Genomic DNA, 20,944 nt, shown 5'->3' with positions numbered 1-20,944 from the left:
ATAAGGGAATATCTCATCAGTATTTCCTAGATCTTTCCGAAAAGTTTACCGAGATAGTAAATAACCAAACCGATTACAACAAAGTCCGTTTCCGGGAATGCCGATCCGGCAAGTCCCATCTTTGCAAAAACAGGATACATAAGAGCCGGGCCTACGGCAATGAGAATACCGGTTACAAAGCCGCCGGCAATAGCGCCTTTCCAACCGCCGGTTGCATTACCGAAAACCCCTGCAGTTGCACCGATAAAGAAATAAGGTATTGCAACGGGAATGATAACCACGGTCCCCAACAGAGAAAAGACAGCCATGCAAATCAACCCGGCAACATAAGCGGAAATAAAGCCGATCACTGTTGCGGTCGGAGCATAAGGGAACACCACAGGGCAATCCAACGCCGGTTTTGCATTGGGAATGAACTTTTCAGAAATACCGACAAAGGCCGGCACAAGTTCCGATAACATCAGACGTACACCGGTAATAATTACATATACGGCACCGGTAAACATAAGACCTTGCATCAGAGGGAACAACAACCAATGCGTATCGCCTGCAATTTTTTGCACAGCTTCTTTACCGGCTGAAAAGGCGGATATATAGTAAAAAATAATGATAGAAAGAGCGATAGATACGATATAATCTTTAAAAATCGAAAGCCAACCGGGTAGTTTTAATTTTTCCGTGCTTTCTTCAGGGTTACCCACTTTTGATCCTATCCAGCCGGAAAGCGCGTATGTTAAGGTGCAATAATGTCCGATAGCAAGTTCATCGCTTCCTGTAACTTTTTTCATAAAAGGATGGGCAATTGCAGGGTATATTGCTGCGGCAAATCCGAGTATGATAGAGCCGATTATTACAGTGAGTACATCGTTTAAACCGACTGCTTTTAACGATACGGATAGAAGTGCAGCTAAGAACAAATTATGTTGGCCGGTAAGAAATATAAATTTAAATTTCGTTACGCGCGCAATTAACAAGTTGGCGCAAAATCCCAGCACCATAATAAGAGTTATGATCGTGCCTAAATTTTTTTGAGCCATACCGGTAATCGCTTCAGCAAGCGGCAAAACGCCTTGAAGATTAAACCCTGTCGCGAATAGCTGTTGGAAATTAGCAAGAGCTCCAACAGCGGCACCGCCGCCAATACCGAAAATAAGAAATCCGACAATTGTTTTCGTCGTTCCGGTAATAACCGCGCTCGGTGATTTTTTTTGCAACAATAAACCGATCAAAGCCATAAGGCCGACAAGTAATGATGCTTGCCCAAGCAACTGGAACACGACAAAGTGTACAAGATTCCAAATAGTTTGCATAATTCTTTCCTCCTGTATTTAATTTTCTTTTACTCCAAAAATTGTTTTCAAGACTGTTCGGCAAAAAAATTGTCAAGTTTGTTTTTTATTGCCTCTTTATCCAAAATATTTTCGATGCCGATACAGTATTTAAACTTTCCCTCAATCTCCGGTACCAGATCACTCATAGTAATAACAACGTCTACATCGTGGTATTGCTCAATACCGCTTAAAGCATCATGAACCAATTCCAGTTGATAGCCATTTTCACGAATAACCTGATCCACCTTAATTCTAAGCATCATACTGCTTCCCATGCCGGTTCGACATACAATTAACCCCCGTTTCATCGCACCTCCTTTTTTTGCTTCTTATCGGCATCCATAATTTTTGCCGAAAGAATCTCTTTTTTTATCTTTTGAATATTTGCCGGTGTCATACTGAAGCAGCGTAATCCCAAATTCAAAAGTGTTTGTGTAAAAAGCGGATTACCCGCCATTTCACCGCATACACACACATGCTTTTTATATTTTTTCCCTGCATCTATTGTCATCTTAATTAACTGCAAAACTGCAGGATGGTTTTCCCGATACAAATGAGCAACCTTTGCATTATTGCGGTCGGCTGCCAGTGTGTATTGCGTTAAATCGTTGGTACCGATACTGAAAAAATCGACGCTTTGCGCAAGCGTATCCGCAATTAATGCTGCGGCAGGTGTTTCAATCATAATCCCGATTTTTACATTTTGACCGAAAGGAATCTTTTCTTTATGCAAATCTTTTTTTATACGTTCAACTAAAGAAAGCAGGTTTTTTACTTCTTCTTCCGTTGTAATCATCGGAAACATAATGTATAAATTGCCGTATACGGCCGCACGCAGCAGGGCACGGAGTTGAGGAAAAAACAGTTTGATATTATCCGTACAATAACGGATGCCGCGCCATCCCAAAAAAGGGTTTTCCTCTTTAGGTAAATGCACGCACGGATACACTTTATCACCGCCGATATCAAAGGTTCTGATTGTTACGCTTTTTCCGTCCATCGCTTGCAGTACGGCACGGTAGATTTTAAATTGATTTTCCTCTGACGGAAAATCCGTTCCGGCTTCGCTTAATAAAAATTCTGTACGGAATAAGCCGATACCGTCCACCCTTTGTGCGACGGCTCGAGAAACTTCCTGAACCGAACCGATATTTGCCATAAGTTCTATGTGTACGCCGTTTTCAGTTACGGCGCGTTGTTCAACTAAAGTGTTAAAATATTCTTTTTCTTTTTGTAACTGCACGGTTTTTTCGGTATAAAAAGAAGCGGTTGCAGCTTCCGGATTAAGCACGCACAGTTTTTTTTCCGTGTCGATAACGGCTTTGTCGTCTTCCTTAATTTCCGCGTATGGGATGCCGGAAATCATCGGTATGGCGTAGGAGCGTGCGATAATAGCGGTATGAGAGGTTTTGCCCCCTTCTTCGCTGATAATACCGAGCAGTAAATTTTTATCGATTTCGGACATATCTATCGGACTGAGCGCTTTCACCGCGAGTATGCAAGGTTTTTCTATGCGTGCTCTTTTTTGCACATGTCCCGAAGCATACGACAAAAGCATGGCAAACAGTTGTTCAAAATCCTGCGCCCGCTGTTTTAAATACTCGTCTTCAAGTGCGCTCATATCGTCGGTATATTCTTGTGCCGTAAGCGTTAAAGCTTCGGTTAAAAAAACTTTTTGTTTCCGTATGCGTTGCACTACGTCTTTTTCAAGTTCCGGATCGTTTAATATAGCAATATAACTGCGGATAATTTCAGCTCTTTCCGCGTCGTCTGCGGCAGCAGTGCTGTTTTCAGCACAAGATAAAAGAGAAGTCAACTTCGCTGCAACAGCGTTTTTTACTTCACGGAAGCGATCGCATTCGGCATCTTCGTTTAAAAACGGCTGCCGCCCCTCCGCCGCTTGCGATTTCGAGTAATCTAAAGGAGCCGAATCGTCCGTCCACTTAACGATGCAGCCGACACACACACCATCGGACAGCACGTTTCCCGTTATCCGCTTTTCCATACCGCTCTTACTCTTCTAATCGATCAATAAATTCGGTAAGCGCTTGTACGGCCTTTTCTTCATCAGCACCGTCGGCTTCCAAAACAACTCTATCGTTTTGAGAAATTCCTATACGCAGCAATTTGATTATACTTTTTGCATTTGCCGTTTTTTCATTTTTTCGAATGTTAATATCCGATTGAAATGTATTTGCGAGCGTTACAAAATCGTTTGCCGGACGCGTATGCAAACCCGTCGGATTTTGTATGGTTATTTCTTTTGAAATCATGTATTTTCCTCCTCACTTATGCGAAAGATTTTTTGCAGATCGCTTTCAGTTTTCGCATTCCGCAAACCGGACAAAGCTTTGTCATTGTCAAAGAGTGTCATTACTTCGATAATCGCCTGTTCGTTCAGCGCCTTTTTATCAGGAGCCGCAATACATAAAATGATGTCAACCGGATCGTTTACCTTATGACCGAAAAAAACGGGTTTTTTCAAACACACCAAGCCGTATCCCAATTTAAGCGCCCCCTGTTCGGGACGTGCATGCGGCATAGCTATTCCGGGGGCAATAACAAAATAAGGACCGAATTCTTTTACCGCATCGAGAATCGCTTCGTAATATGCAGGCAAAGCACATCCGGAATCTATCAGTAAATCCGCAGATTTTTTTACCGCATCTTGCCATGTATCCGCTTCGGCTTGCAACAAAAAAGTTTTATGTCGCAAAATAAAATCAGAAAGCATACTAGATTCCCCTTTGTATACTCAGCAGTATATTTTTTATTTTTTGTATGTCCGAGTCTTCCAACTGAACGGATATATAAACAGCGGGCACCGATAAAGGCGCAGTATCTATAACGGAAATAATAAAATCAATGCCTTTTTCTTTTATGTATGAATCGGTGAGCTTTCGCACGGACACCGTTTCGATAAGCTCGAGTTCGGGAAATTCCTTGCATATACGTTCTTTAAGAATGCTGCTCACGACGATACCGGAGGCACAGACCAGAACGGCCGATATTTTTTTTATATTCGACTTAAAAAAAGGAGCTATAAAACTCAGCAAAACGCCGGCTTCTTTTTCGGAAACATCGATATGAAGGCGCGCTTGTAAAAAATCCGCAGCCGGTTTTACAATTTTTTGCATACGATTGTCATTATTTAAAATATTTTCGGCAAATGACGCTGCATATTCCTGTATCGAAAAAAGCTGCCGGTGATTTTTTAATAGATGCCTTAGTTGTAAATATATGATATAGGCAACTTTTTTATGTTCGGTAACGTATCCGTCTAAAGACGCTTCTATAAACGATACAAAATTTCCTGCAATTTGGACGTATTGCTTTTGGTTTTTAAACATACTTGCCGCAGCTTCGGTGCTTTGTAAAATTTCCGTAAAAAACAGCGTTTCGGTGTCGGCATAATCATTTTCACTTATTAAAAAATGCAAAGAACGGCAGGTTTGTTTTATCTCAGTACTTATCTGATCATCTTCATATGCTTTATCGTCTTTACGAGGCGCCACAAAAAAACCGTTGGCACAGCGGAACTCCATAATACTGACACATAAAAACAAGAGTACAAAGTCTATATCCGAAAAAGAAGTTGATGAGAGCGTTTCGATTTTTTCCACAAAATCGAAATTTTGCTTTATATGTGTTTTTTCGTTTAGATATTCAAACACGGCGCACGTAAAAGTATAGATTTTAAGTCTGTTTTCAGGGATTGCCGGTTTATGAATATAAGTATACAATAAACTCATAAATTCATTAAAATTCAGATAGAGACAAGCCGTATTCAAAGCCGCTTGCCGTGCAGCGATTTCATTTCCGCTGATATATGTTCCGACTCCTCTTTTACGCAAAATGACGCAGCCGGATTTTTTAAGATTTTGTTCAAGCTCGGTAAGTATTTTTGACACACCCGTTTCCGAAATATTAAGGCGTCGGGCAAGTGACGCAATTTTCACCGTGTCTTTTTCATTCAAAAGATAAAGCAGCACCAAAAAACTTTTTTCTTCCAGAGAAAATTCCTGAGAATAGTTTTTACGCTCAAAATCATTGATAAGGGTTTCCTTTGCATTTTTACTTCCCGTGAGCATAAATCCCTTGCCGCGTAATTTTACAAGGGACAGGTCATACGGTTGAATATATTTTTCAATTTGCGGCAATAGCCGGAAAAAAGTGCTTTCGCTTGCACCTATTTTTTCGGCGATTATTACAGAGGAAATATAATCGGATGCATCAAGAAGTACATTCAGAATACTTATTATCTTTGAGTCACCGATATTCATGACTTATATTATGTATCGACTTTTCCGAAATTGTAAAGAAAAAGTAAATTTTTATTGACATTAAGAGTTGTTGTCATTTTGTTTATGGGGAAAGTATAAACATGTTTTATATTTTCATTTTTTTAAATGATATGATACCGATAAGATTTTATTAATCGGAATAATTTAGATTGATACTATTAAGAAAAACATCGCCTGACACGATTTTCAAAATCGATATTTGTTTTCATTAAGAAAGGAACCCTGTTCTCCCTTTCCGTGAAAACCCGGCAAATAAGCTATCCTAATTTCCCGGCACCCGCCCACAAGTTCGGCAGCATTCGAAATCGCTTTCGCTGCCGCCGAACCGTCGTTTCTGTTACAAACCGCTTACTTTGCCGCGTTTTTTCCCGCGATGCGGCCGAACACGATGATGTCGGCGATCGCGTCGCTGCCCAAGCGGTTTTTGCCGTGGACGCCTCCGGTCACTTCTCCCGCGGCATACAAACCGGGGATCACCGTACCGTCGGTTTTTATAACTTGCGCTTGGCTGTTGATTTTGACGCCGCCCATCGTGTGGTGTACGGCGGGCACTGCTTTCAAAATATAAAACGGCGCTTTTTCGATCGGGAAGGTCAAGCTGCGTTTATTGAATTCGGGATCTTTGCCCTGCGCGACGTAGCTGTTGTAGCGGTCGACGGTCGCGATCATCTCTTTTGCATCGATGCCGAAAAATTCCGCCGCTTTTTCAAGCGTATCGGCTTTTACCAACAATTTGTTTTTGTACAAATAAGCGATTTCGGCCGCGTGGTTTTCTTCCAGATGACTTTCATCGTAGCCTTTTTGATCGATGATTTCATAGCAGCAATGTCCCGTCTGCGCTTTGATCGCCATGGACATAACGTCGCGGCGTCCGAGTTCTTCGACAAAGCGCTTGCCTTCTTTGTTTACGATAACGCTGTGTCCGTAGAGGCGTGCGTCGTCGAAATACAAAAGCGTGCCCGTAAGCGGATCGCATATCGGGTAGGTTTGGATATACTGCATATCGACGAGGGCCGCTCCGATCTTTTCGGACATCACGATACCGTCGCCCGTGCTGCCGACCGTATTCGTCGAAAGGATATTTTCATCGACTGCGGGATTGTATTTTTTGCGCATCTCAAGGTTCGAACCGAAGCCGCCGGTTGCGAGCACGACGCCTTTTTTCGCATAAAAGGTGTAGTTCGTCGTCTTGCTTTCGGCTGAAACTCCGGTAACGCGTCCTTTCGCATCCTGCACGAACGCGACTGCGGGTGTGCTGTATACGATGGGAATGCCGAGCTTTTCCGCTTTGGCGAGCATCTTGGTGATGAGTTCTTTGCCGCTCGCACCGGCCGGAATCAAACTGCGCTTTACCGAATGTCCGCCGAAAAACATCAGCGCGTTTTCCCATACGACACCGCATTTGTCCCTGAGCCATTCCGCGCCGGCAAGCGCATTCGACGCGACGACGTGCACGAGTTCGGGGTTATTGATATTGTCGCCGCCTTTCATCATATCCTGTTCGAAGCGAGCAACGCTGTCTTCGATGCCGTCCCGCTTTTGGAGCCAGTTGCCCGGAGCCGCCATTTCGGCTCCCGAAATGAGCGTATTGCCTCCGGCCATCGGCATCTTTTCCAAAACGATAACGTCGGCGCCCGCTTCTTTCGCTTCGATTGCAGCTGCAAGTCCCGCGCCGCCCGCACCGATGACGATGACGTCGTGCGTTTCGGTTTTGATTTTCTTTGCTTTTGCTTTCGGCGCTGCGGCAGCTTTTTTATTCGCTTTCAGTTCTCCGCCCGCCTGTGCGACCGCCGCATTCACCGCAGCGAGAAAGCCTTTCGAAGTGAGCGTACAGCCCGAAACCGTATCGACTACCGTACTGTTCGATTTTATTACCGCCGCTTTAAGCGTGTCCATCGCTTTGTCGAAGCCCGGCGTTTCGTTGTGAGAAAGCACTTTGATGTCGGCGATCGCGTTCTTTTTGACGGTTACCTGCACCGTTATCTTTCCGCCCTTGCCCTCGCCCGTTCCGGTATACGTTCCGTTTTTCATCGAAGCACTTTGCGGCCACACGGTAAACAAAACCGTCGAAGCGAACAACGCCGCAAACAGTCCCTTTAAAATCTTTTTCATAATTTTTCCTCCATACATGTATACGCATTCGGAAACCGAACGTATGTTATGCAGTATAAGCGTATCATAATACTCAGTCGTTTTATTGTCAAACGAGTATACGATCGGTATTTTTTTATTAATTAATAATATTTATTCCTCGATATACCGGATACTCCGCACCTTACAGGAGCGATCTCGCTTTCGAGACGATGTTGTCGGCGGTGATGCCGTATTCGGCAAGGAGTTCGGCCGTTTGCCCCGACTGTCCGAATCGGTCGTCGACCGCAACGTGCGCCATCTTTACGCCGCCCTTACCGAGGAGCGCATAAGATGCCGCTTCGCCGATACCCCCGAAACGGTTCGCTTCTTCGCAGACGAGGATTCGTCCGCCGCAGCCGAGCGTTTCACTTACAATCGCATCGGTGTCGAGCGGTTTAATCGTGTGGATGTTCAGCACGGAAGCTTCGATACCGTCGGACGCGAGCTGCTCGGCCGCTTCGAGGGCGAGCGGCGTCATAATACCGGTTGCGACGATGCAGAGATCCTTGCCGGAACGCAGGCTCTGCGCTTTTCCGATTTCGAACGGCGTGTCGCAAGAAGTGACGATCGGCATGGGTTCGCGCGACGTACGGATATACACGGGGCCTTTAAAATGATAGGCCGCTTCGACGATCAGCTTTGCCTGATTGTAATCGCATGGACTCAGCACCGTCATATTCGGAACTGCGCGAAGCGCGGCGATGTCCTCTATGCACTGGTGCGTGCCTCCGTCGCCCGCAGGCGTGATGCCCGAATGACTTCCGGCAATTTTTACGTTCGCTTTGCTGTATGCCGCCGCATTTCGGATAATTTCAAACGCTCTTCCGGCAGTAAACATTGCAAACGAAGATGCGAAGGGCACGTAACCGACTTTCGACAAGCCGACGGCCATGCCGATCAAATTCTGTTCAGCGATGCCGGTTTCTATGTAGCGGTCGGGAAATGCTTTTCTAAAAGTCAAAGATCCCGTCGCATGTCCCAAATCCGCGTCGAGGACAATCACATCCGAATATTTTTTGCCGAGCTCGACGAGGCCGTCGCCGTAGCCCTGCCGTGTTGCTTTTTTTTCGCTCATATCAGTTGTCCTCCAATTCTTTAAGCGCCTTTTCAAGCTCGTCGCCCGAAGGAGCTTTTCCGTGCCAGCCGAGTCCGTTTTCCATAAACGAAACGCCCTTGCCTTTGATCGTATCGCAGATAACGGCGAGCGGCTTTCCGTCTTCACGGTGATCGAGCGCGGAAAGCAGCGCCTCATAATCGTGCCCGTTCGCCTCGCACACGGCAAAACCGAATGCGCGGAATTTTGCCGCAAGATCGCCGAGCGACATGACTTCGTCGATCGATCCGTCAAGCTGCAGATGATTGTTGTCGACGATGACGGTGAGATTGTCGAGGTGATAATGAGAAGCGGCCATAAAGGCTTCCCACGCAAGACCTTCCTGCAGCTCTCCGTCACCGGTAAGCACGTATACACGGTTCGGCTTTTTTGCCAAACGGAAACCGAGCGCCATACCCGCTGCAACCGATATGCCTTGTCCGAGGGAACCGGTACTGCAGTCTACGCCGGGGCATTTATTGCAATCCGGATGTCCCTGCAGCATACTGTGCAGTCGGCGGATGTTTTTGAGTTCCGCTTTCGGAAAATAACCCTTATCCGCAAGTATCGCATAGTACGGCGGATTCGCGTGCCCCTTGCTCAGCACAAAACGGTCGCGCGCTTCATCATTCGGATCGCCCGACAGTTTCATCTTAGAATAATAAAGGGCAACCATGATATCCGTCGCCGAAAGGGAACCGCCGGGATGACCGGAACCCGCTTCTCCTATCATCCAAACAGTATCGCGTCGGATCTGCTTGGCTTTCTTTTTCAACTCTTCTATCGTCATACTAACCTCTCGATCGTATTCCATTATAGCATATCGATTTACGCTTTTCCGATACTTCCGAACAGCGTCATCTTTTCAATACATACGCGTTTGGTCGCTTCAAGACCGGGCGCAAGCACGGCTCGCGGCGTAAAGCCTTTGCTCTCTTCATCTTTTCCTTCGGCAAAATATTTTTTCGTCGCTTTGGTAAATGCTATTTGGCATTCGGTATTGACGTTGACTTTCGATACGCCGAGCGTGATCGCTTTTTTTACCATGTCGGCGGGAATGCCCGATCCTCCGTGCAGCACGAGCGGCAAATCGCCCGTCTTTGCCTGAATGGCTGCAAGCACATCGAAATCCAAGCCCTTCCATCCGGCAGGATATTTTCCGTGAATATTGCCGATACCCGCAGCGAGAAAATCGACGCCTAAAGATGCGATGCGCTCACATTCGGCAGGGTCGGCGCATTCTCCGGAATTGATAACGCCGTCTTCTTCACCGCCGATCGCGCCGACTTCGGCTTCGACGGAAATGCCCTTCGCGTGCGCCTTTTCGACGACTTCGCGCGTTTTTGCGATGTTTTCATCGATCGAATATTTCGAACCGTCGAACATAACGGATGAAAAGCCGTTGTCAATCGCATCGAGCGCTTCTTCATAAGTCCCGTGATCGACGTGCAGCGCGACAGGAACAGTGATTTTCAAAAAATTAATAAAACCGCTCACCATGTCGGCGATTGTCCGATAGCCGCCCATGTATTTCGCCGTTCCGCCGGAAACGCCGAGTATGATAGGCGACTTAACTTCTTGGGCCGCGAGCAAAAAAGCGCGGACGCTTTCCATATTATTAAGATTGAAGTGCCCCACCGCATAGCGGCCTTTTTTCGCATCGATGAGCATTTCTTTTGCAGATACTAAAACCATATCGACTCCTATAAATAATTTTTTGATTCGATTATATCGAAATATCTCCGTCTTTCGAAACTTTCGTAAACAGTAAAAGTGAAATAACCGTAAAGACCATCAAAATCGTCGATACGGCGCAAGCTTTGCCGTCCGTTCCTCGAGAAACCATCACGTACACGCCGAGATTCAACGTAATCGTTTTCGACGAATACAAAATGATCGAAGAAGACAATTCGGTAATAAGCGTAACCCAACTCATAATTGCACCGGAAACGATACCGCTGAACATCATCGGAACGGTAATGCGCACAAGCGTTTTCGTTTTGCCGGCTCCGAGACTGATCGCCGCTTCTTCGACGGAAATCGGAATCTGTCCGAGAACGGCGACGGAGCTTCGAATCGTATACGGAATACGGCGGATACACATCGCAATCACCATGATCATCGCAGTACCCGTAAGTACCAGCGGCCCCTTGTTGAACGCCATAACCATCGCGATGCCGACGACCGAACCGGGTATGATATACGGCACCATCGACAGCGTATCGATAATATTGTTGATAATATTATAGCGCCGCACGACAAGGTATGAAATCAAAATCGCAAGTACGACGACGATGACGAGTGCGCCGCCGCATATCTTTACGGTATTCCATATAGCCCCGCCCATCGTACCGAACACTTGGCGATAGCTCATAAGCGAATATCCGGGACGGAACATATTGCCGGTCTTCGTCGTATTTTTAAACGACAAAAAGATGAGATAGACTTGCGGCAAAAGCGAAATGATGACGAGAGCGTAGGCATAGATATGGATCGCGATGCTCGCTGCAAGGCGCGGCTTTTTGCGCTCTATGCGGTGCAGCGCACTCATCGAAAAACTCGTTCTATTCGAAAGATATTTTTGAAATAAAAATACGATGAGCGTAATAAAAATGGCGATAACGCTTATAGCGGCGGCAAAGCTGTGGTTGATGCTCGTTTCGCCGACGTATTGATTATATATTTCCACGGGAAACGTGCGGTAGCCTTCTCCGATCAAAAGCGGAGTGCCGAAATCGGCAAGCGAACGCATAAATACCATGAGGGCGGCGGCAAGTATGGACGGCATGCACAGCGGCAATACGATCGTCAAAAATCTCCGCCAGCCGGTGCGTCCCATATTTGCGGAAGCTTCGAGCAGCGAATTGTCGACGTTTTTCAGCGCGCCCGAAACATAGAGAAACACGAGCGAAAAGAGTTTTGTCGACAGCACGAGCAGGATCCCCTTAAATCCGTAGATGTTCGGCATTACGATATTGAACGCCGACTTCAGAAATTTCGTGATAAGCCCCGAACGACCGAGCAGCAAAATCCACGAATACGCACCGATAAAAGGCGCGGACATGGAGGTGAGCACGATCAAAATCTGCAACAGCTGTCGGCCTTTGATTTCGTAGACATTGTACAAGTATGCAAGCGGCACGCCGATAATGAGGCAGATAATCGTAACGCATATTGAAATTTTAAAACTGTTGAACAGTGTAATGAAATAATACGGATCGCTGAAAAACTGTTTAAAATATCCGAGCGTAAACGAGCCTGTCGCGTTGTCGCGTACGGACTGCGTTATGACTTTTAAAATCGGATAGAGCATAAACAGCACATACAGCGCGAGGATACCCAAACTGACCGGTATCCAAAAATCTATTTTTTTCGTCTTTATCACACCGATCTCCGTTATTTTATGATAGAACGCATACCGTCGCGGGTAAAAACATTGATCTTTTCTTTTTTGACGCCGAGTCGGACGGGCGTTCCTTTCTTTACGATTTCATCTATCGTCGATTCTTGGATGACTTCTATGCGTTTGCCGCCGGCAAGATCGATAAAGTAATGCGTATTCAAACCGAGGAAAGTGCTGTATGCGACCGTTCCCGGCAAACCTTCGCCGTTTTTATCTTCAAGGACGACAAACTCTTCCGGACGGATCGACACAATGACATCCTCACCGTCTTCCGCTCCGACGATATTGTCCATAACAATTTTAACGCCGCCAGAAAATTCCAATGCGTAAGACGATACATTTTTGCGTATCTTCGCTTCGACGGTATTCGTGCGGCCGATGAACATCGAAACGAATAAATTTTCCGGACGCTGATACAACGCTTTCGGAGAACCGATCTGCTGTATAACGCCTGCGTTCATAACGGCTATGCGGTCGGAAACGGCCATCGCCTCTTCCTGGTCGTGCGTTACGTACACGGTTGTAATGCCGAGGTCGTGCTGGATTTCTTTAATGACTTCGCGCATTTCGACGCGCAGCTTCGCATCGAGGTTCGACAGCGGTTCGTCCATCAAAAGAACTTCCGGCTCTATCGCAAGCGCACGCGCAAGGGCGACTCTCTGCTGCTGTCCGCCCGACAGTCGTTCCGGCAGACGATCCTGATACTGATCGATTTTCATCAATTTTAAAAAATGATTTGTCCGTTTATCGATTTCGTTTTTCGGCAAATGCTTATTCTGTAAGCCGAAGGCGACGTTTTTGCGCACCGTTAAATGCGGAAAAATGGCGTAATTTTGAAACACCATACCGATATTTCGCTTTGACGGATCGAGATCGTTGATTCGCCGGTCGCCGAAATAAAAATCGCCGCCTTCGATCGAATTAAAACCGGCGATCATACGGAGCAGCGTCGTTTTTCCGCATCCCGACGGTCCGAGCAGCGTAAAAAATTCTCCGGGATTTATTTCCACGGAAAGATCGGGAATAACGACACCGTCGTCGTATTTTTTTAGTGCATGTGAAATTTTAATTCCGACATTCATACGAAGTTCTCCATAATTGTGCGGAACCGGACAATATAAACCGGTTCCGCGGTGAATGGCAATAAATTTTATTCGTGCGGAGGGTTTAATACCCCGACGCTTGCGTCGTAACAAAGGGTATTAAAGCCGACTGCAACCACCTTATGAGAACAACATACCCCGACGCTTACGTCGGGGGTGTTGATTAAAAGGTGATCCGCGAAACGTTCGGAAAATCAGTGCTTGATCCGCAGGGCGTTCCAGCGTGTAAAAATCGCGCTTTGATTTTGTGCCAAAGCGATCGTATCGGCTTCACGATAATTAATAGAAGACAGATCTACGATATATTTATTCGTCGCCGAAAGCTTTGAAGCCGTCGCGGGGCGAGCGCCGCATTCAAGATATATCGCCTGGCACTCATCGCTCTCAAGAAAATCCATAAAGAGTTTTGCATTGTCGAGATTCGCGCATCCTTTGATAATCGCCGAACCGAACGCGATCGACGTAACGCCTTCGGCCGGATATACGATGTGAACACCTTCCGCTCCTTCCGAGAGCATCTGTACGCACGCCGGTTCGTAGGTAAGTCCGACGGCATATTCGCCGTTGTAAACGCCGCGGTATACGGCGGACGATCCGCTCGTAATAACGACATTGTTCATCAGTTTATCGATATAATCCCATGCAGCATCGTTGTCCCATCCGCCGAAATCGGTGAGTATGCACTGCAGCGAATTCCATGCGCTGGAACTTCCCGTAGGATCTGCGGAAACGACGACTCCCTTCAAACGAGGATCGAGGAGATCGGCAAAGCCTTTGATCGAAACGCCTTTTTCTTTTTCAAGTGCATCGTTTACCCAAAGGCACGGTATCTGGGCGTCGTGATAGGTTAAAACGCCCGTCGTATTTTTGAATTCGGGCGGCATAAGCTTGTCGTTCACGCATACGTAGTTTTCAAAATACTGACCGTATGTGAGCGTATCGGCATAGACAAGTCCGCCGAACATAATGTCCGCCTGCGGATTGCCGGCTTCCGCTTGAATACGGGTTTTACATTCACCCGCACCCGCCTGCGTGTAGTTGATTTTGATATCCGGATATTTCGCTTGGAAGGCGCCCATAATCGCGTTGTACTGCAGATCGCTCACCGTCGTATATACGTTCAATACGCCGGAAGCTTTGCCGCCCTTTGCAGCACCATCCTGCTTTTTGCAGGAACTCAATGACAGCGCCAAAACCGCAGCTGCCAGCATTACCATAACCTTTTTCATCATTTCCTCCTGACATAACCGATATATGATCACTGCAATTTCGCAGAAATCGACACTATTTAAAGCACGCGTATTTTTTCGATCGTTCGGCCGTTCATAAACGAAAGCGCATCCTCATACGACGGAATCCCGTTTCTGCCCCCGACTTTCGTACACTTGAGCGCCGAAACCGCGCTTGCAAATTTAATATTCGTTTCCAAATCCATACCTTTAAAATAACCTGCGAGGAAAGCGCCGTGAAACACATCTCCCGCTCCGGTCGTATCGACTGCCGCGACATCATACGCGGGAAAGCGGAACACGCCGCCTCCGATGACCGCCATACAGCCCGACGCCCCTTGCGTGCCGATGACGATCTTCGGCCCCCAGTGCGACATTTCAAGCAGCGCACGGGCATAGTCGGCTATACCCGACACAATGAAGGGGTACCGCGCATTCATAATGAGGATGTCGGCAAGGGATGCGAGCACTTTATTTTTTTCGTTGTCGCGCTGCATCGAACAACCGTCGAGGGACACCGTAACGCCCGCCTCTTTTGCGATGCGGACGGCCGAAAGCGCGTTATCGTATTTCGTTCCGTCAATATGAAGCGCATGCGCGCCGCCGACAAGCTTTACAAGGCGCTCATCCCATTCGATAGGCGCGAGTTTATCCGGATATGGAAACTTCGTGCGGGAGGCGTTGGCGGGGTTGATCATGAGATACGACACGGAACTTCGACCGCCGGGCACGATATCGATATATGAAGTATCGACGTTGTCTTTTTGCAAAGAGTCGATTATCTTCCGCCCGGTATCGTCGTCGCCGACCTTTCCGATAAAAGCCGAGGAACAGCCGAGGCGGGAAGAAGCGACGACGGCAGTGGCTGCAGCTCCTCCGCCCTGCTCTGCGATTGCAGTGATGTGTGTAGAACCGTCTTCGGGAGGATAGGCTTCGACGGTACACAGATAATCGAAACAATTATGCCCGACGCCGACGATTTGCGGAAAATCACTCATCTGCCGAACGCTCCTTTTGCATACCTTTACGCATCGCTACCCCCGCATACAGCGCGTTGATGACGGCGATTCCCGCCATCCGTTCATATATCGAATCGCCGGAAAGCATACGGGCACGGCTCGTTGCAACGAGACGGTAATCGGCAAGCTTCGCGAGCGAGGATTCCCCGACATCGCTTATACCGATGACGACAGCACCCTTTTGTTTGGCGATTTTAACGGATTCTACGACATCCCGTGTTTCACCGGAACGCGAAATGGCTATGACCACATCTCCTGCATCGAAATGCGCCGGCTGCATGTATTCAAAGTTAAAAGAAGTCGTGTAATTGACGCGGATGCCGATTTTTCGAAAATTATGCAGGGCGCTCCGTGCGGCAGGAGCCGCTCCTCCGATACCGAAAATTTCTATGTATGATGCGCGGGACAGCACGTCGACGGCTTTTTCAAGTTCGGTGTCGTCGAGCAGATCGAACGTATCGCTTAAAGCTTCCATAGAGCCGAAAAAAACTTTGCGTTTGATGTCGTGTATCGTATCGTTCGGGCGCAGCACAAAATCGTCCGGAATTCGTCCCCTATCCAAAACCCTTTCTTCGGAAATTGCAATTTTAAAATCTTTTAAGCCCGCATAGCCGATATGATGAAGGAAACGGACGACCGTCGCTTCGCTGACACCGTTACTGTCGGCAAGTGTTCGGACAGTACCGCTTAAAACGGATTCGGGAGCGTTTAAAACATAGTCAGCGATACGGTTTTCCGACGCGCTGAGTTTATTCAAAGAGCTGCGTACTTGTACTTCCCAAAGCGGAATTGCTGCAATATTGACCTGCTCCATGTACTGCGACCTTCTTGGTAAATCGTAACACGACTTTCAAAAACTGTCAACAAAAATGTAGTAAAAATATCACAGGGTACGCAGCAGTAATATCACTTTTTAATCGGTATAACCCGCACCAGCGTCAATTCGGGATTATTGAAGATACGAACGATTTTCGGCTGCTGGTACGAAAGGCCGCGGCTTACGATCATCACGGAGCGCGTATTGTTTTTAAGCACATATTTCCCGCCCGCATATTTCGGAAACATACCTTGTCCCGGCGCATAGAGCGCGTTTATAAAAGGCGGAAATCGCCACAGCCCGCCGTGCGCATGCCCCGCCAAAATCACATCGAAATCGTATTTTACGTAATCGTTTACGTATTCGGGGCGGTGAACGAGGAGCATCGTAAACAAAACCGTGCGCCCGTCCTCCGCAAAGGAACGAACGAGCGCGTCCGTTTTTTGCGCGACTGCGGCAAGGCGCTTGCGGTAGGAAACTCTGTCGTCTCCGACTTTGAGCGCCGCCCGTTCTCCCAAACCGAAATACGGATCTTCGACGCCCGAGATAACGACGGTACCTTGCGCAAAATCGAGAGAGACCGCTTCGTCGTGCAGCACTTTAAAACCGTACTGCTCGAGCATCGCGTATTTTTTTTCGATATGCAGATCGGAAAAATCGTGGTTTCCCGTCACAAAAAATCCGGGACAGAGATCGCGAATGCCTGCAAGGAGCGCTTCAACGTTTTTGAAGGGCTTATCGCCTTTCATTCTTTCATCGAAGAGATCTCCCGTGATCGCGATGATGTCGGGGCGTGCCTTTTTTATCTTTTCGATGATTTTGATTTCATCTTTTCCGAAATCGTTCGAATGAAAATCGGAAATCTGCACGATTCTGATTTCGTCCGAAACCCGCTCCTCTTCGATATCGTATACGACCGTTCGAATCGTGCGGCATGAAGTGATGACGACGATTGAAAATAAAATAAATAATTTATTAAGTTTTCGTTTCATACCTATTCCGATTTGCGTAACAAAACGACCGGAAGCGTGCACGATGCGGCGTTCGAGCGGGAGACCCGCGTGCGACTTTGTGCGTTCAGCTTGCGGAAGCCTCGCTTAAAAGCACAACCGGAGCGTAAGCGGGGATTCCGCTGTGAGAGCCGCAATTGTTCACAATTCCGAACGATTGCAATCTATAGTTTTATCAATTCGTAATCGCGCACTCCCATACCGACTTTTTCCGCGTGTTCGAGCTGTACTTTCCAATTCGTCGTCGGATGCACATCGCAAAACCAATCGTTATGAACGTGTTCCCGTTCGTCCATGATCGTGCCGTGGAGATAAGGCTGGCGGTTCGTCATGTCGGCACACGCGGCATCGAGAGCGACGGCATCGAACGATGCAAACATTCCGACATCGGGGATGATCGGCGCATCGTTTTCGGCATGACAGTCACAGCACGGGGAAACGTCGACGATGAGCGATATGTGAAACTGCGGCCGGCCTTTTACGACGGCGGCTGCGTATTCGGCCATCTTTTTGCACAGTATCTCATTCGTATTTTTCCCGACGGGATGCGTCGCATCTTTCGGACAGGCGCCGATGCATCTCCCGCAGCCGACGCAGATTTCTTCATCGATGCGCGCTTTCCGTTTGCCGTCTTCGGTTTTAATAAATTCGATCGCGTCCTGTCCGCATTCGCGCGCGCACGCGCCGCAGCCTATGCACAGATCTTCATCGACTTCCGGTTTTCCGTCGTTGTGCTGTTCCATCTTTCCCGCTCTGCTCGCACATCCCATGCCGATATTTTTGATCGTTCCTCCGAAGCCCGTACTTTCATGCAGTTTAAAATGTGTCAGCGAGATGAACACATCGGCGTCCATCACCGCGTGCCCGATCTTCGCCTGTTTTATGTATTCGCCTTCGGGAAAATCGACATAAGTCTCGTCCGTCCCCTTCAATCCGTCGCCGATGATTACGTGACAGCCGCACGCAAGAGGGTCGAAACCGTCCATAAATGCCGCGTCGAGATGATCGAGTGCATTTTTTCGTAAGCCGGGATAGAGCGTATTGCAATCGGTTAAAAAAGGCCTTCCTCCGGCGGTTTTAATAAATTCCGAAAGCGCTCTCGCATAATTCGGCCGCAAGTATGCGAGGTTTCCCGGCTCCCCGAAGTGCAGCTTTATCGCCGTAAATTTGCCGTCAAAATCGATCGTTTCGATTCCCACTTTTTTAACGAGACGGACGAGTTTTTGCATAAGGCTTTCACTGTTCGTCGTACGAAAATCAGCCCAATACACTTTCGCTTTTTCCATAAAATCCTCCGTCTTTTATATATTCTGTAAACATCGTTAAAATATTCAACACGCATACAAAGCACCGCGAGCCCTTTATTCGACGTAGGGAATGTCGAAGTGCATACGGTCTTTGGTGAGTTCCGCGGCGGGAAAGATCGTCCGCGCTTCATCGAGCAAAACGGAAAGCTCTCTGTCGGTATAGCGCGGACTGTAGTGAATCATCGCCATACGTTTGACACCGGCGTCGCGAGCGATCGTCGCGGCCTGTTTTGCCGTCATGTGTTTCTTTTCTCTCGCCTGATCGATGAGCGCTTCTTCGAACATACCTTCGCAGATCAAAAGATCGCTTCCGCGCACTTCGTCCGCGATCGACGGTTTATAGAGCGTGTCGGTCACATAACTGAACTTTCTTCCGCTCCGCGAGGGACCGAGCACTCGGTCGGGCGTAACGGTTTTTCCGTCGGAAGCCGTAACGCTCTCGCCTTTTTGCAGTTTGCCCCACAGCGGCCCCATCGGCACTTTGAGCGCTTTCGCTTTTTCGGGACTGAACTCACCCGGCCGGTCGAGCTCTTCGAGCGTATAGCCGACGCAGGTTTTCGTGTGCGCAAGCGGAAAGGCCCGGATATAAAACCCTTCCCCTCCGTGCACGACGCAGGGAGCCGTAATCTCTTTTACGACAACGGGATAATTGATAAACATGTCGAGCACTTTGCGGCTCGTTTCGATATATTCGGCGATCTTCGGCGGGCCGTAGATATACAGCGGTTCGGTACGGTCTACCTGCGAAGAAAGCATCATAATGCCGGGCAGCCCCGTTACGTGATCGGCGTGGGTGTGCGACACGAAAATCGCATTTATCTTTTTCCACTTGAGATTGAGACGCCTGAGCGACACTTGCGTTCCCTCTCCTCCGTCAAATAAAAAGAGCTCCCCTTCGCGGCGCAAAAGCACCGACGTGAGATGGCGGTACGGGAGCGGCATCATTCCGCCGCAGCCCAAAACAAAGGCTTCCATATTCATAAGGCACGACCTGCAAGAATTTTTTTGATTCGTTTATGATAAAACGCTCTCACGCTTTCGGCAAACGCATAGGGCGCATAGAGCGGCGAAAGCGGAAAATCGAGGGATCCCGGGCGATGCACGATGCGCCCGCCGAATCCGGTTTTAAAAAGATAGAGACCGTACATCGGATGATTTTTATCGTCCGACGGCGGCATACCGTAAAAATCGTAGACGGCCGATCCGTAAGATTTCGCATCGCATATCGCAGTCCACTGCAAAAGATAGGCGGGCATGAGGTTTCGCTTGACGTTTGAAGAAGCGCCGTAGAGATAGACCGCTTCGCTTTTAGAAAAGAGCGTGATGATCGACGCGAGGTTTTCCCCTTCGTGCGATGCGATATAGACCGTGATGAGCGGGGCGTCTTTATGTGCCGCACTCAAAGCGAAAAGGTCTTCATAGTATTTTTTTGCGTGGATCGCAATGCCGTCGCGGCTCGCCGTCGTCTTATAGAGTTCGTAAAAAATATCGAGAGCACGCGCAGCGTCGAAATCGAGCGAGCTAACGTCCGCCTTATCGCTTTTCGCGCGGTATGCGCGGACGACAACGCCCTTTTTTTGTGCAAGGCGGATATTGTAGCGCCACTTGCTCCGCATTGCAGAAAGGAGTTCGTCTTCCGATTTCGTCAAATCGATAAGCGTCGTGTCGGGCGGCTGAATATCGGTTTTCGTTTTAACGATCGCCAGTTTTTCCGAAGCAGCCGCTTGCTTCATCTCTGCGACAAAAAAATCGCGCGAAGCTATCGAATAAAAATCGAGTGAGGAATCAAAGCGTATACAAAGCGTGTGCTTGGGGAGAAAGTCTTTAAGAGACTCTGAAAACTCCGCCAAAAACTGCGCATACGAGGCGGCATCCTCCTGCCGCACGCCGACCCCTCCGTTTTCTTTTTCATCGGCTTTTATCGAGAGGTTTTGCAATGTACCGTTGTCACTGCCGTTGTCGCCGTAAAAAAAAGACGGCATCATCGGAATATAGGCGATGGAAAAATATTTTGCAAAGCGCCGCACGAGAACCGAAACGGTAAAAGCACCGCCCCCTTCCGATCGGACATCGAAAAAGAGCGATTTCCAGCCGTGCAGGGATTTAAACGCCGCCCAAAACGGCGACTGCAAAAAACGCTCTCCTCCGTCGGCAAGCGAGCGCGGAGAGAGAGGCGAAATCGTAAAAGAAAACAC

19 protein-coding genes are annotated in these 20,944 nt (G+C 47.9%); all 19 read right to left on the bottom strand.

The features are described from left to right. Positions 1-26 precede the first annotated feature (26 nt). Positions 27-1,310, bottom strand: a complete 1,284-nt coding sequence (ulaA, locus tag HRI97_RS04710; RefSeq protein WP_253726983.1) for a PTS ascorbate transporter subunit IIC — start codon at positions 1,308-1,310, stop codon at positions 27-29. Positions 1,311-1,357: 47 nt separating this feature from the next. Next, complete coding sequence (locus HRI97_RS04705) at positions 1,358-1,639, bottom strand: PTS sugar transporter subunit IIB (RefSeq protein ID WP_253726981.1); 282 nt, start codon at positions 1,637-1,639, stop codon at positions 1,358-1,360. After that, on the bottom strand, positions 1,636-3,336 hold the full coding sequence (gene ptsP, locus HRI97_RS04700; protein WP_253726979.1) for a phosphoenolpyruvate--protein phosphotransferase: 1,701 nt from the start codon (positions 3,334-3,336) through the stop codon (positions 1,636-1,638). The genes HRI97_RS04705 and ptsP overlap by 4 nt, the downstream gene beginning before the upstream one ends. Before the next feature lie 7 nt (positions 3,337-3,343). After that, on the bottom strand, positions 3,344-3,604 hold the full coding sequence (locus HRI97_RS04695) for an HPr family phosphocarrier protein (protein ID WP_253726977.1): 261 nt from the start codon (positions 3,602-3,604) through the stop codon (positions 3,344-3,346). Then, positions 3,601-4,065 (bottom strand): PTS sugar transporter subunit IIA, encoded by a 465-nt coding sequence (locus tag HRI97_RS04690; RefSeq protein WP_253726975.1) that lies wholly within the window; start codon positions 4,063-4,065, stop codon positions 3,601-3,603. Before HRI97_RS04690 ends, HRI97_RS04695 begins: the two co-directional genes overlap by 4 nt. Position 4,066: 1 nt before the next feature. Further along, complete coding sequence (locus HRI97_RS04685; protein WP_366794433.1) at positions 4,067-5,614, bottom strand: BglG family transcription antiterminator; 1,548 nt, start codon at positions 5,612-5,614, stop codon at positions 4,067-4,069. Between the two features lie 369 nt (positions 5,615-5,983). Continuing rightward, a complete protein-coding gene (locus tag HRI97_RS04680; RefSeq protein WP_253726972.1) occupies positions 5,984-7,747 on the bottom strand; it encodes a flavocytochrome c in 1,764 nt (587 codons plus the stop codon). Positions 7,748-7,910: 163 nt separating this feature from the next. Then, complete coding sequence (locus HRI97_RS04675; protein WP_253726970.1) at positions 7,911-8,843, bottom strand: transketolase family protein; 933 nt, start codon at positions 8,841-8,843, stop codon at positions 7,911-7,913. Between the two features lies 1 nt (position 8,844). Further along, the gene (locus HRI97_RS04670) at positions 8,845-9,651 is read right to left on the bottom strand and encodes a transketolase (RefSeq protein ID WP_253726968.1); all 807 of its coding nucleotides are present in this window, start codon (positions 9,649-9,651) and stop codon (positions 8,845-8,847) included. Between the two features lie 38 nt (positions 9,652-9,689). Further along, positions 9,690-10,556, bottom strand: coding sequence for a class II fructose-1,6-bisphosphate aldolase (fba, locus tag HRI97_RS04665; RefSeq protein WP_253726966.1), 867 nt, complete (start codon positions 10,554-10,556; stop codon positions 9,690-9,692). A gap of 31 nt (positions 10,557-10,587) precedes the next feature. Further along, positions 10,588-12,246, bottom strand: a complete 1,659-nt coding sequence (locus HRI97_RS04660; protein WP_253726964.1) for an ABC transporter permease — start codon at positions 12,244-12,246, stop codon at positions 10,588-10,590. Positions 12,247-12,257: 11 nt separating this feature from the next. After that, a complete protein-coding gene (locus HRI97_RS04655; RefSeq protein WP_253726962.1) occupies positions 12,258-13,346 on the bottom strand; it encodes an ABC transporter ATP-binding protein in 1,089 nt (362 codons plus the stop codon). 215 nt (positions 13,347-13,561) lie between these two features. Further along, positions 13,562-14,596, bottom strand: a complete 1,035-nt coding sequence (locus HRI97_RS04650) for an extracellular solute-binding protein (protein WP_253726960.1) — start codon at positions 14,594-14,596, stop codon at positions 13,562-13,564. Between the two features lie 59 nt (positions 14,597-14,655). Next, complete coding sequence (locus HRI97_RS04645; protein ID WP_253726958.1) at positions 14,656-15,594, bottom strand: carbohydrate kinase family protein; 939 nt, start codon at positions 15,592-15,594, stop codon at positions 14,656-14,658. Next, complete coding sequence (locus HRI97_RS04640; protein WP_253726956.1) at positions 15,587-16,429, bottom strand: MurR/RpiR family transcriptional regulator; 843 nt, start codon at positions 16,427-16,429, stop codon at positions 15,587-15,589. Before HRI97_RS04640 ends, HRI97_RS04645 begins: the two co-directional genes overlap by 8 nt. Before the next feature lie 92 nt (positions 16,430-16,521). Then, entirely contained in the window at positions 16,522-17,424 is a 903-nt protein-coding gene (locus HRI97_RS04635) for a metallophosphoesterase (protein WP_253726954.1), read from the bottom strand. Positions 17,425-17,606: 182 nt separating this feature from the next. Then, the gene (locus HRI97_RS04630) at positions 17,607-18,728 is read right to left on the bottom strand and encodes a DUF362 domain-containing protein (protein ID WP_253726952.1); all 1,122 of its coding nucleotides are present in this window, start codon (positions 18,726-18,728) and stop codon (positions 17,607-17,609) included. A gap of 75 nt (positions 18,729-18,803) precedes the next feature. Next, entirely contained in the window at positions 18,804-19,730 is a 927-nt protein-coding gene (locus HRI97_RS04625; protein ID WP_021331358.1) for a ribonuclease Z, read from the bottom strand. Then, a complete protein-coding gene (locus tag HRI97_RS04620; RefSeq protein WP_253726950.1) occupies positions 19,727-20,944 on the bottom strand; it encodes a lipid II:glycine glycyltransferase FemX in 1,218 nt (405 codons plus the stop codon). The genes HRI97_RS04625 and HRI97_RS04620 overlap by 4 nt, the downstream gene beginning before the upstream one ends.

It is taken from the genome of Treponema socranskii subsp. buccale, assembly GCF_024181585.1.
Classification (GTDB): Bacteria; Spirochaetota; Spirochaetia; order Treponematales; family Treponemataceae; genus Treponema_D; species Treponema_D buccale.
This window is presented reverse-complemented; position numbering and strand designations above follow the sequence as displayed.

Coding starts and splice junctions, on each gene's coding strand:
- ulaA (WP_253726983.1), bottom strand. CDS start 1,310: ATGCAAACTATTTGGAATCTTGTACACTTTGTCGTGTTCCAGTTGCTT.
- HRI97_RS04705 (WP_253726981.1), bottom strand. CDS start 1,639: ATGAAACGGGGGTTAATTGTATGTCGAACCGGCATGGGAAGCAGTATG.
- ptsP (WP_253726979.1), bottom strand. CDS start 3,336: ATGGAAAAGCGGATAACGGGAAACGTGCTGTCCGATGGTGTGTGTGTC.
- HRI97_RS04695 (WP_253726977.1), bottom strand. CDS start 3,604: ATGATTTCAAAAGAAATAACCATACAAAATCCGACGGGTTTGCATACG.
- HRI97_RS04690 (WP_253726975.1), bottom strand. CDS start 4,065: ATGCTTTCTGATTTTATTTTGCGACATAAAACTTTTTTGTTGCAAGCC.
- HRI97_RS04685 (WP_366794433.1), bottom strand. CDS start 5,614: ATGAATATCGGTGACTCAAAGATAATAAGTATTCTGAATGTACTTCTT.
- HRI97_RS04680 (WP_253726972.1), bottom strand. CDS start 7,747: ATGAAAAAGATTTTAAAGGGACTGTTTGCGGCGTTGTTCGCTTCGACG.
- HRI97_RS04675 (WP_253726970.1), bottom strand. CDS start 8,843: ATGAGCGAAAAAAAAGCAACACGGCAGGGCTACGGCGACGGCCTCGTC.
- HRI97_RS04670 (WP_253726968.1), bottom strand. CDS start 9,651: ATGACGATAGAAGAGTTGAAAAAGAAAGCCAAGCAGATCCGACGCGAT.
- fba (WP_253726966.1), bottom strand. CDS start 10,556: ATGGTTTTAGTATCTGCAAAAGAAATGCTCATCGATGCGAAAAAAGGC.
- HRI97_RS04655 (WP_253726962.1), bottom strand. CDS start 13,346: ATGAATGTCGGAATTAAAATTTCACATGCACTAAAAAAATACGACGAC.
- HRI97_RS04650 (WP_253726960.1), bottom strand. CDS start 14,596: ATGAAAAAGGTTATGGTAATGCTGGCAGCTGCGGTTTTGGCGCTGTCA.
- HRI97_RS04645 (WP_253726958.1), bottom strand. CDS start 15,594: ATGAGTGATTTTCCGCAAATCGTCGGCGTCGGGCATAATTGTTTCGAT.
- HRI97_RS04640 (WP_253726956.1), bottom strand. CDS start 16,429: ATGGAGCAGGTCAATATTGCAGCAATTCCGCTTTGGGAAGTACAAGTA.
- HRI97_RS04635 (WP_253726954.1), bottom strand. CDS start 17,424: ATGAAACGAAAACTTAATAAATTATTTATTTTATTTTCAATCGTCGTC.
- HRI97_RS04630 (WP_253726952.1), bottom strand. CDS start 18,728: ATGGAAAAAGCGAAAGTGTATTGGGCTGATTTTCGTACGACGAACAGT.
- HRI97_RS04625 (WP_021331358.1), bottom strand. CDS start 19,730: ATGAATATGGAAGCCTTTGTTTTGGGCTGCGGCGGAATGATGCCGCTC.